Genomic DNA, 14,478 nt, shown 5'->3' with positions numbered 1-14,478 from the left:
GGCGTGTTCCTGTCACGCTTTACCAGCGACAGAAGGCTTTTTCCCTACACGCTCGTTCTACCCACCGCTATTGTGATGCTCATAGTGGTACTTTACCCGCTCATCTACAACTTCATCCTCGCTTTCAAGAACATGAGCATGTACCACTTCCAGGATTCCACGTTTGTAGGATTTCGACAATTCGCCGAAGTCTTCGGCCAGAGAGAACTGTACTGGGTATTCGGCAAAACTGTCGTGTGGACCGTCGTGAACGTGTTCTTCCACGTGACCATCGGAGTCACCATTGCTTTGATTCTCAACGGGAGAATTTACGGTGGTGGAATTTTCCGTTCGCTTCTCATTCTTCCGTGGGCGGTCCCGCAGTACATAAGCGCACTCACGTGGAAGGGGATGTTCAACCACGAGTACGGGTCGGTCAACCTTATCTTGATGAAGGTGTTTCATCACGCTCCGATTCCATGGTTTTCCGACGCCACGTGGGCCTTCGTCGCGCCGATTATCACAAACGTGTGGTTGGGTTTTCCGTTCATGATGATCGTGGCGCTGGGTGGACTGCAGAGCATTCCGCACGAACTCTACGAAGCCGCGGACCTTGACGGAGCGGGGGCCCTGGGAAAACTTAGGAACGTGACGATTCCCCTGCTCAGACCGATTCTCGCACCCGCGGTCGTCCTTGGAACCATCTGGACGTTCAACAACATGAACGTCATCTGGTTGGTGACGGGCGGCGGCCTGCCGGCCGATAAGACTCACATACTTGTGACGTACATCTACAAGGCCGCTTTCACCTATTACCGGTACAGCTACGCCGCGGCCTTCTCGGTAATTGTGTTCTTCCTGCTTCTTGGGTTTGTGTTTGCCTCCATGAGATATTTCAAGATAACGGAGTCGGCGTTCGAATGAAATCCACGCGAATTACCAGGAGAAGGTCTGCATCAAGCGGAGCGAGGATAAAGACGATCGTCGCGCACGTCGTGCTTGTTTGCATTACTCTTGCGACGCTTTATCCGATACTTCAGATAGTCGGGATCTCCTTGCGGCCTGCTGACAGACTTTACTCCACGTCGCTTCGGTTGATCCCTGAGGACGCCACGGGCCATGCCTACTATTCCATTCTCTTTGAGAAGGAATTTCCTCTGTGGCTCAGAAACAGCGCCATCGTCTCGGGCATTGTGACTCTGATCGGTGTTTTCCTCGCGGCTACGGCGGGGTACGCCTTTTCTCGCTTCAAGTTCGTCGCGAGAAAGTCCGGCCTTTACTCGCTTCTCATTGCCCAGATGTTTCCGGCAACAATGTTGCTTCTTCCCCTTTACGTCCTCATGAAGGGACTTCAACTTCTTGACTCGCTGGGGGGCCTTGCGATCGCCTACGTGGTCACGGCACTTCCTTTCTGCGTGTGGACCATGAAAGGCTACTATGACACAATTCCGAAGGAACTCGAGGAAGCCGCTCTCATAGACGGAGCCTCGTACTGGAGAGCCTTCCGAACGGTGGTTCTTCCGCTCGCGGCGCCTGCCCTGGCGATAACGGCAATCTTCTCCTTCATGGCGGCCTGGTCGGAGTTCATGGTGGCCAGGGTCATCATCAACACGAGAACTCTCTATACGCTTCCTCTTGGACTCGAAAGCCTAAGCAGCACCTTCCAGACAGAGTGGGCCAATTATGCCGCGGGAAGCGTGCTCGTGTCCCTGCCGGTGGTTATACTGTTTCTCTTCCTCAACCGATACTTCGTCTCCGGCCTGACGTTGGGCGGGGTGAAGCAGTAGGCAGGGTAGACGGATCCGTCCTCATTCACGGGAGGTACAAATGGGCCTGAGTGTCATCAGATGGGTGGTGGTCATTCTATTCGGTGCCTCGGAAATGACCATGGCATTCTTGAAGCGCGCAAATCGAAAAGAAGCAGAAGTGAAGGATCGAGGATCAATGCCTCTGCTCTGGATTGTAATAGTCTTGTCTCTGATGCTGGCCATCGGGTCCGAGTGGGTGACGGTCGCGCGTATGCATATCACGGCACTGTTGTACTATGCGCTTACAATAGGTCTCACAATCGTGGGGCTGACGATTCGCTGGTATTCCATTATCACACTGGGTCGCCTATTCACCGTTGACGTGGCTATCCAGAGAAATCACGAACTGATAGAGAGAGGACCATACAAATATGTTCGACACCCATCCTATACGGGTCTGCTAATAGCATTCGTCGGCCTGGGCGTTTTCTTTGCGAATTGGCTCAGCATCTTGTTCCTCGTGGTACCAATCACGTTCGCAATATTGAATCGAATCGTCAAGGAAGAAAAGGCACTCCGCGAGGCGCTGGGCCCTTCATATTCGGCTTACTGTGCACGGACCAAGAGATTGATCCCCGGGTTATGGTAGTCACCGGAAAGGCAAAGGGCGACTTGCTGCCAAACCGCTCTCGCTCTTGAGGAGGAACCACAGTGGCAAGGAACTCAGTGATTGAAACGATGCTCAACCGGAAATCTATTCGTAGCTACAAGGACGAGGCACCGTCCGATGAGAAGATAGAGGCGATCGTGCGCGCAGGGCAACAGGCCCCCTTTGCCTCTCAACTCTACAGCGTCCTGTTGTCGCGAAAGAAGGGAATTCCGTTGGGCGCGCCTTTGCTATTCACGATTTGCCTCGACGTTCACAAGCTCGAGCTCATCATGGCCCGTCGCAACTGGCGATTTGTGATGAATGACGCGGACGTCTTGATACTGGGGATTCAAGACGCGGCTCTGATGGCCGAAAACATGGTCATTGCTGCGGAGAGCCTCGGGTTGGGGAGTTGCTTTCTGGGGGCGGCCCCGCACATGGCGGATCGAATCGCCAGAGATTACCGCCTGCCCAAACGAGTGTTTCCGCTTGTGCAGCTCACGATGGGTTATCCCGCGGAAGACCCGACGCCCCGGCCGCGATACCCGATGGACTTCGTTCTCTTCGAGGACGCCTACCCCGAACTCAGCGACGAAGTGATTGGGCGGGCAATGAAGGAAATGGATGAGGGATATCTGGCGCAAGACTACTACCGCGGGGGCAAGAACATGCTGCCACTGGAGGGAAACCGCGAGGAAACGTACACCTTTGACAACTACGGGTGGACGGAGCATGTATCACGGAAATGGGGGCAGTGGCACCCGTCGTCCAAGGAAGTGTTGGAGCAATTGTCGAAGCGTGGTTTCAACATCCCGGGTCGCGAGAGAACGGACGAGAAGCCGTAGGGAGCCGACGAATGCGGAGAGTGGCTCCGGCCTGCACGGCACGCCGCGGGCGCGCCTACCTATATCTCGTACTCTTCCAGGTACTGCGGAATACTTACTTGCCAGCCTTCTCTCGTACCGATGCCGTGCGCCAGGCTCGAGATGGCGTCGTCTTCACCATGGACCAGGAAGACACGCCGCGGCGGAGACGCGAAGCCGTCCAGCCAGCGCTTGAAGTCACTCATGCCCGCGTGAGCAGAGAATCCTTCGATCTTTTCTATCCTGACGCGGACAGGATAGGATTGTCCGTGTATCCGCACCGGCGAGACGCCGTCAAGTAACATGCGCCCGAGCGTTCCCGCGGCCTGGTATCCAACGAAGAGCAACGTGGCTTTGGGATTGGTGATGTTTCTTGCGAGGTGATGCTTGATGCGACCGCCCGTGATCATTCCCGAGCCGGACATGATGACCGCCGGCTTCTTGAACTGGTCTATGGCCTTCGATTCTTCCGTCGATTCAACGAGCCTCAGCTCGGGAAACTCGAAGGGAGACCCACCGTTCTTGAAGAGCGCACGTGTCTCCTCGTCGAGACATTTCTCGTAGTGCTCGAAGACCCTGGTGATTTCCACGGCCATGGGGCTATCGAGGAAGATTCGGATGTAAGGCATGCAGTGCTCGCGCGCCAAGCGGCCGAAGTAGTAGAGAAGCTCCTGGGCGCGCTCGATGGCAAAAGTGGGAATGAGAACGTTTCCGCCTGTCTTCACCGTGTCGACAACGATGTCACACAGTTTCTTGTCCACGTGTTGCGGGTCTTCGTGGTCACGATTTCCGTAAGTGGACTCCATCACAACGTAGTCGGCTCGCTTGAATGTGGTGGGATCGTTGAGGAGAGGTTTGTCGTACTGGCCGACGTCCCCGGAAAAGACGATGCTCCGCGCCCCGTTCTCGTTTTGTGCGACTACTTCGATCATGGCCGAGCCGAGAATGTGGCCGGCGTCGTGGAAACAGACCTTGACCCTGTCGTTGAGCGGAACGTAATCTCCGTAGGAAACCGGCCTGAGCAGGGGAAGACACTTGTCGACGTCGTGGACGGTGTATAGAGGAATTTCCGGGTAGGGGCCTTTTCTACTCTCTTTCGCATGCCGTTTCTTCTTGAATGCGGCGTCTTCTTCCTGAATCCTGGCGGAGTCCATCAGTACGATCGGAAGCATCTCTCCGGAGGCGGAGGTCAGAAGAATCTTGCCGGCAAAGCCTTCCCTGACGAGCTTCGGCACAAGGCCGGAATGGTCCAGGTGAACGTGAGTCAGGAGAACGTACTCGATCTGCTCGGGAGGTACTGGAAAGCGCTCCCAGTTTCTGTACGAATAGTCCCGCTCCTGGAACATTCCGCAATCGATGAGGATCTTGACTCCCTCGACGTCCAAGAAGTGACATGATCCGGTTACTTGACGCGTCGCACCCAGGAATTTTATCTTCATGCGTTTCTCCACTCGTCCGGAATGTCCTCGGAGTCCACCGGTTCCCCGGTGCGACCTCTTTCTTGTATACTATCTTGTAGACTATCAATTATCCTAGGCGACATCAATCACCGTTTCGGCAGAAACGCAGAGTATATTCTCTCGGGAGGGGAGTAGATCTCATGCTAGAACAAAACGAATATCGATATCGCGGAGCACGCGCCCTCGTATTGCTGCACGAGCGACACTTGCGCGAATTTTTGGAGACCTGGCGACTTTTCAAGTCCTCGGGGACGGCGCTCCCGGAGACTTCCGACCCGGACTATTCCTCCCCGGATGCCGTGCTGAGGCACGTCCTGGGGTGTGCGAGATCATACATGGTCTGGAGTTGCGAAAAGCTCGAGCTCTCCGATCCGGAAATATCGCCGGCTCCGGAACAGGCCGTGATTGAGGCCGAGTCGGCGGCCTATCTCGAGCATCTGCTGGACAGATGGAGAGCGCGCCTGGCGGAGGTACCCGAGGAGGCGTTCGGCGATCGTACTTACCCTTCGAGATGGAATGTTCAGTACTGCGTTGACGCCATGCTCGAGCACGCCGTAATGCATCCGGTGAGGCACACTCTACAACTTCGTGAGTTGATGGAACGTTAAGACGGCAGTCTCAGCCGCGGCGAAAGGACGGTGGCAGGCGCTACGAGCGCCGAAAACCGGCAACGTTACTGTGGGCACCATTCTGCGGCTTGAGTTCGGACGAGCGACGCCTTGCCGGGCTCGATGCGAACTTCGCCACTCAAGGGTCGGCTTCGTTTTGTTGAGCGGCCGCGGCGAGCGACGCCGGATCCTGCTCATAGAAAATCTTGAGCTCCGCGTACAGTCGCGGATGTCTCGTCTTGAGCTCGACAGACTTTTCAAAGAAGAATTCAGTAGCCACCGCGAAGAACTCGGCCGGACTCGTCGCCGCATAGCTGTCGAGCAGCGTCGGCCTGTCCTGTTCAATGTTGTCCACGAGCGCCCCGTACTCCTTCCCCAGAATGCGCGCCCACGCCGCATACATGGAAGGAGCCGGCAGGAGAGGCGCCCCGTCTGCCACGCCCGCCTCGTTATCGAGCTGGTGTGCAAACTCGTGAAACACAACGTTGCGGCCGTCGTGGATGTCTGAAGCGCCTCGTACGACGTCGTCCCACGAAAGAACCAGAGACCCCTTGTCCCACGTCTGACCTGCGAGAGTGTCGAGGCCCTCCGACACGATTCCTCCCGGTCCGCGCCTGCGCATGGGCGCAACGTATGCGCGCGGGTATACAAGAATAGAGATTAGTGACGGATAGAAAGCAGTCTTTCGTCTGAGCAGAAGGATGCATGCCTGAGCCGCGATTGTAAGGCGGATCTCGTCCGTTATATCGAGACCTTCGCATCCCTCGAAGTGCTTCTCGGCCAGAAAGACCTGGACTAGCCCTTGAAGCTCGAGCCGGTCCCGCGGAGGGAGTATTCGATAGTACGGGACGCGCCGTTCCACAATCGCGAGCCACTCGGGGGAAAGAGGCGTTCTCAGCAGTCGTTCTCGTCGTTTTTTCCTGGTTTCAAACATTGCGAATCCATTCTATATCGGCGACAATGAAAGACGGAAGCGATAAATGAAGTCAGCGTCACAGGAAAAACGCCTCCGTGCAAATTGCCGCCGTCCTCGTCCCGACAGCGTTTGCTGTCTGCAGGAACTGTGACATCATTCGATCCAAAGCCGCCGGCGTGGGGGGGGTGCAACAGTGACCGACTACTACTCCGAGAAGCTGTCTGCCGAGCGCCTGCGAGCGGTGTACGATCTTGCGCCACCCAGAACCAAGGCGTATCTGGAGGCCGAGATAGACCTTGTTCTTGAAAGGATTTCTCCGGGTATGATCGCCTTGGAGCTTGGGTGCGGGTACGGCAGAGTTCTCAAGCGACTCGTCGACAAGGTGCGCGTCGCAGTGGGGATCGACACTTCGGTCACGAGTCTGCAAATGGCTCGGGACTTTGTGGGTGCGTTTCCGTCCCTGCACCTTGCGGCCATGAATGCCGCCGGCATGGGATTGGGCGGTCGCGCGTTCGACATCACAATCTGCATCCAGAACGGAATCTCGGCGTTCCACGTCGACAGACGGAAGCTCTTTGCGGAGGCGGTTCGCGTGACGAAACCGGGTGGCACCGTGCTGTTCTCAAGTTATTCGCCAAAATTCTGGAATCACAGGTTGGAGTGGTTCGAAATTCAGGCCGCCCACGGTCTCGTGGGTGAGATTGACTGCCAAAGGACCGGCAACGGCGTCATCGTCGCCAAGGACGGTTTCACTGGAACGGCCGTTGGTGACGCTGAATTCGAGACCCTGGCGGTGAGTGTCGGTCAGAGGGCAAACATCATGGAGGTGGACAACTCAAGCCTGTTCTGCGAGATTACTGTGGCTTGAGAGTGGGACTGGCCAGGGCGTGGGCCTGGGGAGCATCAGTCGCGTTGACCGCACGAACGGAGGAAAGTCGATGAAAGTCATTCACTTCAAGGACGCCGAGCGTTACGAACCTGAGAAGGACTGGAGACGTGTCAGCATCTGTTCTGAGAAGGACATCTCCATCGAACACATTGTCAAACCGCCCAAGCACTCGTCTCCACGCCATGAACATCCCTACGCCCAGGTGCTGGTGGTACTGAAGGGCAAGCTGGCAGTCACGATCGACAAGGACGGAGAGAGGCGCGACGAAAGACTGCTTGGCGAAGGAGACGCGGCCTACATCGAGGGCAATGAGTCGCACGTTGTCACAAATCCGCTTGATACGCCCTCGGTCGGACTGGACATTTTTGTGCCCGGCCGGTCGTTTGATTTCTGGTTGAAACGAAAGCAGTCTTAGTGTAGACAGTAGCTCGTGCAAAATGTCTCCGGCCGCGACGATCAGGAACTTGATGAGGAGGGACGGATGGAAGAGAATCTGCAGGACGGCGCAGTCAGTGTTCGTGAGATCAGCCTGCCCATTTATGAGAGCAAGGGTTGGATCAAGTTCATTGGAGTTCTTTCGATTATCCAGGGGCTTGCCGCCGCTCTCACTGTGGTCGGGATCGTCATCGCCTGGCTCCCCATCTGGGTGGGGGTGCTCTTGATGCAGTGCGCCTCCTCAATCGAGCGCGCGAGGACCAGCGGCGACAAGGCGTCGCTCGTCAGAGCACTCGACAAACTCAGGACTTACTTCGCGATTCAAGGGATACTGACTTTGGTCAGTCTGATAGTCGTCGTCGTCGCATTCTCGATGGGAGTACTTGGAGCCATATTCGGTCTCCTGAGCGGTTGGCATTGAGCGGGACCGGCCTTAGCACGCTCAACGAGAGACCGGATCTGCAGAACCTATGAGATATCGTGTCTATCAACGATCATGAACCTTCTATCACACGTATCACACGCGGAGGTGTATGATGAAAAAGAACATGGGTGCGATCGATCGGGGTGTCAGACTTATTGTCGCCGTAGCGGTGGCCATATTGCTTGCGGCTCGAGTATTATCCGGCGTCGCCAGCATTGTTCTGGGGATCATTGCCGTAATCTTCCTGCTGACGAGCTTGATTGGTTTCTGTCCACTCTACGTGCCGCTGAAGATCTCTACCAACAAGAAGAAAGAGTAGGAGCTGGGGTAACGTGTGGCCACAAGGACGAACAAGAAGGAGCAGAAATACCTGAGACTTCTGCTTCATCTGGAGAGATTGATCGGTAACGAGACTGACCTCGTCTCCATAATGGCCGCGGTTGCCTGCGAAGTGTACCATTCCTTCAAGGACTTCAATTGGGTGGGGTTCTACCGGGTCACGGAAAAGGATCTTCTGAAGATCGGGCCGTACCAGGGCGAGCACGGCTGCCTGGCGATTCCGTTTGACAGGGGAATTTGCGGCGCTGCGGCGAGGAAAAAAACCACCCAGTCGGTCGCGGATGTGTCCAAGATACCCCACCACATCGCTTGTTCCCCCAAGACGAAATCCGAGATTGTAGTTCCGCTTCTTCGAGGGAGAAAAGTGATCGGCGTGCTGGACATTGATTCCCACAAGTTCAGTGCGTTCGACTCCGTCGATAGAAAGTACTTGGAAATGATCTGCGAGATGGTCGCCGAACGCGCCGGCGGCAACGCCGCCGCTCAGCTCACTTGATTCTGTCCTGCCGGCGGTTTTCGCCTACGCGCCCCAGAGGTGACCCGTATTGACGGGCTTTCCCTGCAATTTGAGATAGTAGAAAAGCTGGGTCTTGTGCGAATTCAGGTGACCCACCATCTCGAGCAGGCGATGACCGAGGATCATCTCAGTCTTGTCCCAGGGAGCGGTGGCTATCTTGTGCACTAGATCGTGCTCGCTGGTCATCGCCAGCATGTCGAGCGCCACCTTCTTGTCCTCCCTCAGAAGCCTCTTTGCCTCCGCGACGCTCTTCACGGACGGGAGTTTGTCGGCCGGCGGCAGCATGTCTTCGGGCGGCATGTTGCTGAGGTCCACGCCGTCCGGCATGCCCCAATCACCGGTGACAAAACCGCGACAACAGGCGCCGCACGCGCTCGTCGCGTGCATGAGCAACTGGCCGATCGTCATCCAGTTGGTTCCGGTGGAAGGCTTCCAGTCAAGCTCTTTGTCGTCCACTAGATCCGTCAGTCGTTCCGTAACTCTGTAAGCGTGTTCGATCTCTTCCTTGAGAAGCTCCGGCCAGTTCATTCTTGCCTCCTTCTGACTTCGGTCTCCGTCGAGTTGCAACGTTCCTTTGTCACTGAGGGAGCGTCAAGAGGTTTGCGTGAGGTCTGCTTTCCTGCAACGTCTTTCCCCTCGTCGCTCACTGTGATAGACTCTAGCACACCGTGGAGAAGAGTTCCATAGCGCGCGATTTTCTTTCCGGGGTGGCGAGACTCCTAAGTCGGCAAGACTTGACACGAACGCATGTTTGCACGCCTACAGGGCAAGACACAGGAGAATGGACATGGTTTCGGCGATCAACATCAGATCCTCAGAGTTTCAGGCCCGCGTCTCCAGGCTGCTCCATCATGTCCGGGCCGAGCGGATGGGTGGCGTGGTTCTATTCGACAACTACTACATCCTCTATTTCACCGGCTTTGCCTTCATCCCGACCGAGCGACCCGTTGCGTTCGTCATGAACGCGAAGGGCGAACAGGCGATGTTTGTGCCACGCCTCGAGGTCGAACACGCGAAATCGGAGACTGGATTCGAGCGAGTGGACTACTACGTCGAGTATCCCTGTGACCCGCATCCCGCGCAAGTTCTGAAGAGGATCTTGCGCGAGATGGGCGTCGGAGGCAGAATCGCCTCGGATAGCGACGGCTACCCGTGGATTCTGGGTTATCGTGGACCGTCGCTCACCGAGCTGACCGGTGGTACGTTTGTGCGGGTCACCGGTTTTGTCGAGGACATGATGATGATCAAGAGCGAGGCGGAAATCGCCCTCATTCGCGAGAGCGTCAAATGGGGCAACCTCGCCCATCGACTGCTCCAGCGATACACGAAAGTCGGCGCCACGGAGACGGAAGTCAGTATGCGCGCAAGTAACGAAGCGACCGTGGCGATGCTGGACACGCTTGGACCGCTCTATCGCGCGCAGAGTGTGTTTTCGGAAGGGGCCGGCGCCGGCTATCGGGGCCAGATAGGGCGCAACGCGGCCATCCCGCACGCGCTGGCCAACAACATCACCTTTCAACCCGGCGACGTGCTTGTCACCGGAGCGGGAGTGCCGATGTGGGGATACGGTTCGGAGTTGGAACGGACGATGATAGTGGGCCGCCCCTCGGACAATCAGCGCCGAATGTTCGAGCACATGAAAAAGGTGCAGGAGGTCGCATTCGATGCGCTCAGGCCCGGGGCCAGATGCTCCGACGTTGACGCGGCCGTGCGGAAGTATTACGAGAGCAACGACGTCGGATTCAGCGAGGACGCGCCGGGAGATAACGCCGCGAGCAACAAGAAGCTCCTGTCCGGTACCAGAGTCCCGGCCGCCAGGCATGTTTCACCCAAGAAAAGCAGACGAACGTCTGAGGAGGCCACGCCCAATCCCGCCGTCAGTAGCCGTGGCAAAGCTCCGGAGGGGTTGATGCGTTTCTGGAAGCATCACACCGGCCATGCAATCGGTCTCCGCTATCACGAAGGACCGTTCCTTGATATTGGCGACAAGACAGTGATCAAACCCGGCATGGTCTTCACCGTGGAACCGGGACTGTACGCAAGTGAAATGGGGGGCTTTCGCCACTCCGACACAGTCGTAGTAACCGGAGACGGCATAGAGATTCTCACTTACTACCCGCGCGATCTGGATAGCTTGATAATTCCGGTCTAGCGCCGGTGGCCCGTTCGGCTCGTCGTCACGCACGACGTCGCCGGCAGGTAAAGAGAGGTTTCCGCGGTCCTCAGAGAAGGAGGCAAACGTGAGGTGGTTTCTCATGTTCGTGATGGCTGCCGCCGCAGTTAGTTGCTGTTCCTGCGGCAGAACTCAAGGGACGGTCGCGGTCTCCGCACCACCAGAGTCACAGAAGAGGCCCGTGACCGACAAATATCACGGGATCAGCGTGAGCGAGGACTATCGTTGGCTCGAGGACTTCAACGCTCCTGCAGTCAAGAGGTGGCTGGAGGAACAAAATCGCTACAGTCGAGCCTATCTGGACAGAACTCCATCGCGTAAGGCCATCTTTGATCGTCTGAAAGAGCTTGAAAACAGGTCAGCGTCGCACTACGCGCTCAGAGAGCGCGGCGGTCTGCTTTTCGCGATGAAGAATCAGCCGCCGAAGAACCATCCGATGTTGGTTGTGATGAAATCCGCGGACGGTTCGAAGTCCGAGCGCGTGCTGGTGGACCCCGATGCCGTCAATTCCAAGGTGTCGACCGCCATAGACTGGTACGTCCCTTCGCTGGACGGAGGGCTGATTGCAGTGTCGCTCTCAGAGAACGGAAGTGAAGACGGCACGGTCTACGTTTTCGAAACGGCAACCGGCAAGAAGCTTCCCGACGTTGTGCCTCGGGTGCAGTATGCTACCGCCGGGGGAGACGTTGCCTGGAATCGGGGCGCCACAGGTTTCTACTACACTCGCTACCCGCGAGACAATGAACGTCCTGCCGTGGACTCCAATTTCTATCAGCAGGTTTACTTTCACAAGCTTGGGACGCCGCCCAGTACTGACACCTACGTCGTTGGGAAAGAATTTCCAAGAATAGCCGAGATCGAGCTCAAGACTAGCGACGACGGGAGCTACCTCCTTGTCTCTGTCGCCAACGGGGACGGCGGCGAGTACGCGCATTTCGTGATGAACAATCGAGGCAGGTGGACTCAAGTCACTCGGTTTTCGGACGGGGTAATCTCCGCAGTTCTTGGGAAAGACGGCACTCTGTACTTGCTGTCGCTCAAAGATGCCCCCAGGGGCAAGATTCTCGCCTTGCCACTCACGAATCCGGAGCTCTCAAGAGCCCGGACCATAGTCCCTGCCGGTGATCCCGTGATTGACTTCTTCGGCGTGACGGGCGATGGGCTGTACGTCGTAGACGTTCTGGGTGGGCCGAGTCAGATTCGTACGTTTGATTTGTCCGGCAAAGCAACGGGTAGCATCCCCGTGAGACCCGTTTCGTCCGTGGGAGAAATCGTGCCGCTCGAGAATAATGAGATTCTTTACAGTAGCCAGACCTACATACGGCCTGCCACCTACTACCGTTTCGATCCGGCCACGAGGACATCCACAGAGACGGATCTGACGGTGACGACGCCCGCGAACCTGAGCGACATGGAAGTGGTGAGGGAGTTTGCTACGTCAAACGACGGAACGAGAGTGCCCATGAGCATCATTCGTCCAAAGGGCATCAGACTCGACGGACAGAATCCGGTGCTTCTCACCGGTTACGGAGGTTTTGCCGTAAGCGAGAGGCCTTCCTTCTCGGACTCGCGGTGTCTGTGGCTCGAACAAGGAGGCGTCTACGTAGTTGCGAACCTTCGCGGCGGCGACGAGTATGGTGAAGAATGGCACTCGGCCGGCAAGCTCACGAAAAAACAGAACGTCTTTGATGACTTTGTCGCGTGCGCTAGATACCTCATCGAAAACAAGTACACGAACCCGTCACGACTGGCCATCGAAGGCGGAAGCAATGGCGGACTGCTGATGGGCGCGGCCGTGACGCAGCATCCCGAGATGTTTCGAGCCGTGGTCAGCGAGGTTGGCATCTACGACATGCTCCGCGTGGAACTAAGTCCGAACGGGCAATTCAATGTCACGGAATTCGGAACTGTGAAGGATCGGGAACAATTCAAGGCCCTGTACACTTACTCACCCTATCACAATGTGATGGATGGCACGGCCTATCCCGCCGTCCTGATGACGAGTGGTGACAACGACGCTCGCGTCGATCCGCTCCAATCTCGGAAGATGACCGCGAGGCTTCAGGCAGCCACGAGCTCCAAACTACCGGTGTTGCTGCGGACAAATCCTCACGCAGGTCACGGTATCGGAACCTCGCTGGACCTGCGAGTGGCGGAAGAGACGGACGTGTATTCGTTTCTTTTTGAGCAGCTCGGGATGAAGTATCGGTCTGACAAGCGGTAGGCGCCGCGCGGATCCCGTCGTGCAAGACCGCACTTGAAGAGGGGCTCGGAGCACTCTAGCATTGGCGAGGGCTTGGCGAACATGGCGCTCAAGGGAAACTCCGCTCACACACGCGAGGAGTGATGTATGGACACCTATTTTGCTCCTGCCGGACGCGCGGACCACGGCGAATTGCAGCGCGACATCGTCCTCGCCAGCAAGAATCCCATGGTCAACGGGCTGCTCAGAACGGCCGGCGGATTGCTGGCGGTGTTGAATCCGCAGCGTCAAATCCTGGCAGTCAACGACGCCTTTCTCAAGACGATGGGCGCTGAAGATGCCACGAGAGTGTTAGGACTTCGCCCGGGAGAAGCCATCAACTGCGTTCACGCGCACGAGCTCGCCGGCGGGTGTGGCACGAGCAAGTTCTGCTCCACGTGCGGAACGGCGATAGCCATAGTTGCCTGCTTGGCCAGTGAGCAACCCGAAGAAAGGAAGTGCGCGACGACCATTGAGAAGAACGGCAAGAAATTCGACCTCTACTTTCGTGTGCGTTCATCCCTGATCACGTTTGAGGGGCGCCTGCTGATTCTACTCCTTCTTCAGGACATCACAGCCTCGCAGCGTTGGGCGGCGGTCGAGCGCCTTTTCTTCCACGACATCAGTAACCTGATCATGGGAGTGCAGGGTGCGTCCGAACTCATGAGCCTGGCAGACGAAAAGGGGATGCGCGAGTTGGCGGAAGTCGTTTACACGACGTCCTCGCGGTTGGCCGGGGAAGTCGCAATCCAAAGGGCCCTCTCGAAGGACGACATCTCTGAGTATGAACTCAAGCTTCAAGACATCACGGCGGAGCACGTAGTGCGCGAACTGCGTGGGTTTTTCACCGGCCACCCGGTGGCGAGCGGAAAATCTCTCAATCTGGGACAGACCGGTCTCCACCAGCGTTTCGTCACCGACCTCTCGCTCCTCCTACGAATTCTGACCAACATGCTGATGAACGCTCTCGAGGCAACAGAAGTGGGTGGGGAAGTGAGGTTCTGGGTCGAGGTAGATGAGGAAGCGATCACCTTCTGCGTCTGGAACAGACAGGCGATTCCGGAAGACGTATCGCTGAGAGTCTTCCAGCGTCACTTCAGCACCAAAGAGGACCCTGGGAGAGGGTTTGGAACCTACGGTATGAAATTGTTCGGCGAGCTTTATCTGGGAGGCAAGGTGAGTTTCACGACATCACAATCGGAAGGCACCGTGTTCCGCCTTCGCCTGCCCCTTTAA

General features: G+C 56.8%; 16 protein-coding genes. 13 read left to right on the top strand and 3 right to left on the bottom strand.

Translation table 11 applies throughout. The features are described 5' to 3' along the window. Positions 1-3: 3 nt before the first annotated feature. The 4 genes from NTX17_09520 to NTX17_09505 all read left to right on the top strand — a co-directional run bounded on the left by NTX17_09520 (position 4) and on the right by NTX17_09505 (position 3,221). Positions 4-903 carry a sugar ABC transporter permease gene (locus NTX17_09520; GenBank protein ID MCX5801610.1) on the top strand — a complete coding sequence of 300 codons (900 nt, stop codon included), beginning with the start codon at positions 4-6 and terminating at the stop codon, positions 901-903. Beyond that, complete coding sequence (locus NTX17_09515; protein MCX5801609.1) at positions 900-1,766, top strand: sugar ABC transporter permease; 867 nt, start codon at positions 900-902, stop codon at positions 1,764-1,766. The genes NTX17_09520 and NTX17_09515 overlap by 4 nt, the downstream gene beginning before the upstream one ends. Positions 1,767-1,806: 40 nt before the next feature. Further along, positions 1,807-2,376, top strand: coding sequence for an isoprenylcysteine carboxylmethyltransferase family protein (locus NTX17_09510; GenBank protein MCX5801608.1), 570 nt, complete (start codon positions 1,807-1,809; stop codon positions 2,374-2,376). 62 nt (positions 2,377-2,438) lie between these two features. After that, positions 2,439-3,221 carry a nitroreductase family protein gene (locus NTX17_09505; GenBank protein MCX5801607.1) on the top strand — a complete coding sequence of 261 codons (783 nt, stop codon included), beginning with the start codon at positions 2,439-2,441 and terminating at the stop codon, positions 3,219-3,221. Positions 3,222-3,280: 59 nt separating this feature from the next. Here the strand turns inward: NTX17_09505 and NTX17_09500 are convergent, their stop codons facing one another. Next, a complete protein-coding gene (locus NTX17_09500) occupies positions 3,281-4,678 on the bottom strand; it encodes an MBL fold metallo-hydrolase (GenBank protein ID MCX5801606.1) in 1,398 nt (465 codons plus the stop codon). A gap of 161 nt (positions 4,679-4,839) precedes the next feature. On the opposite strand from NTX17_09500, the gene NTX17_09495 reads away from it, so the two are divergent. Beyond that, positions 4,840-5,307, top strand: coding sequence for a hypothetical protein (locus NTX17_09495; protein ID MCX5801605.1), 468 nt, complete (start codon positions 4,840-4,842; stop codon positions 5,305-5,307). A gap of 139 nt (positions 5,308-5,446) precedes the next feature. Here NTX17_09495 and NTX17_09490 read toward each other — a convergent pair whose 3' ends face one another. Next, the gene (locus NTX17_09490; protein ID MCX5801604.1) at positions 5,447-6,241 is read right to left on the bottom strand and encodes a zinc-dependent peptidase; all 795 of its coding nucleotides are present in this window, start codon (positions 6,239-6,241) and stop codon (positions 5,447-5,449) included. Positions 6,242-6,416: 175 nt separating this feature from the next. On the opposite strand from NTX17_09490, the gene NTX17_09485 reads away from it, so the two are divergent. From NTX17_09485 to NTX17_09465, 5 genes are all read left to right on the top strand, one after another. Then, positions 6,417-7,091: a class I SAM-dependent methyltransferase gene (locus NTX17_09485; GenBank protein MCX5801603.1), complete on the top strand. Its 675-nt coding sequence runs from the start codon at positions 6,417-6,419 to the stop codon at positions 7,089-7,091. Positions 7,092-7,161: 70 nt separating this feature from the next. Then, positions 7,162-7,527, top strand: a complete 366-nt coding sequence (locus NTX17_09480; GenBank protein MCX5801602.1) for a cupin domain-containing protein — start codon at positions 7,162-7,164, stop codon at positions 7,525-7,527. A gap of 66 nt (positions 7,528-7,593) precedes the next feature. Beyond that, a complete protein-coding gene (locus tag NTX17_09475) occupies positions 7,594-7,968 on the top strand; it encodes a DUF5362 family protein (GenBank protein ID MCX5801601.1) in 375 nt (124 codons plus the stop codon). A 115-nt stretch (positions 7,969-8,083) separates the two neighbouring features. After that, positions 8,084-8,290 (top strand): DUF2892 domain-containing protein, encoded by a 207-nt coding sequence (locus NTX17_09470; GenBank protein ID MCX5801600.1) that lies wholly within the window; start codon positions 8,084-8,086, stop codon positions 8,288-8,290. 15 nt (positions 8,291-8,305) lie between these two features. Further along, entirely contained in the window at positions 8,306-8,806 is a 501-nt protein-coding gene (locus NTX17_09465) for a GAF domain-containing protein (protein ID MCX5801599.1), read from the top strand. A 24-nt stretch (positions 8,807-8,830) separates the two neighbouring features. Here NTX17_09465 and NTX17_09460 read toward each other — a convergent pair whose 3' ends face one another. Then, entirely contained in the window at positions 8,831-9,355 is a 525-nt protein-coding gene (locus tag NTX17_09460; GenBank protein MCX5801598.1) for a DinB family protein, read from the bottom strand. 259 nt (positions 9,356-9,614) lie between these two features. Here NTX17_09460 and NTX17_09455 point away from each other — a divergent pair, with 259 nt between their 5' ends. The 3 genes from NTX17_09455 to NTX17_09445 all read left to right on the top strand — a co-directional run bounded on the left by NTX17_09455 (position 9,615) and on the right by NTX17_09445 (position 14,478). Beyond that, positions 9,615-10,979 (top strand): Xaa-Pro peptidase family protein, encoded by a 1,365-nt coding sequence (locus NTX17_09455; protein MCX5801597.1) that lies wholly within the window; start codon positions 9,615-9,617, stop codon positions 10,977-10,979. An 88-nt stretch (positions 10,980-11,067) separates the two neighbouring features. Further along, positions 11,068-13,224, top strand: coding sequence for a prolyl oligopeptidase family serine peptidase (locus NTX17_09450; protein MCX5801596.1), 2,157 nt, complete (start codon positions 11,068-11,070; stop codon positions 13,222-13,224). A 126-nt stretch (positions 13,225-13,350) separates the two neighbouring features. Next, positions 13,351-14,478, top strand: coding sequence for a HAMP domain-containing sensor histidine kinase (locus tag NTX17_09445; protein ID MCX5801595.1), 1,128 nt, complete (start codon positions 13,351-13,353; stop codon positions 14,476-14,478).

The organism is Candidatus Eisenbacteria bacterium, from assembly GCA_026388185.1.
Classification (GTDB): domain Bacteria; phylum Eisenbacteria; class RBG-16-71-46; order JAFGJU01; family JAFGJU01; genus JAPLKG01.
Note: the sequence above shows the minus strand (reverse complement) of the source record. Positions and strands in the feature narration are given on the sequence as shown.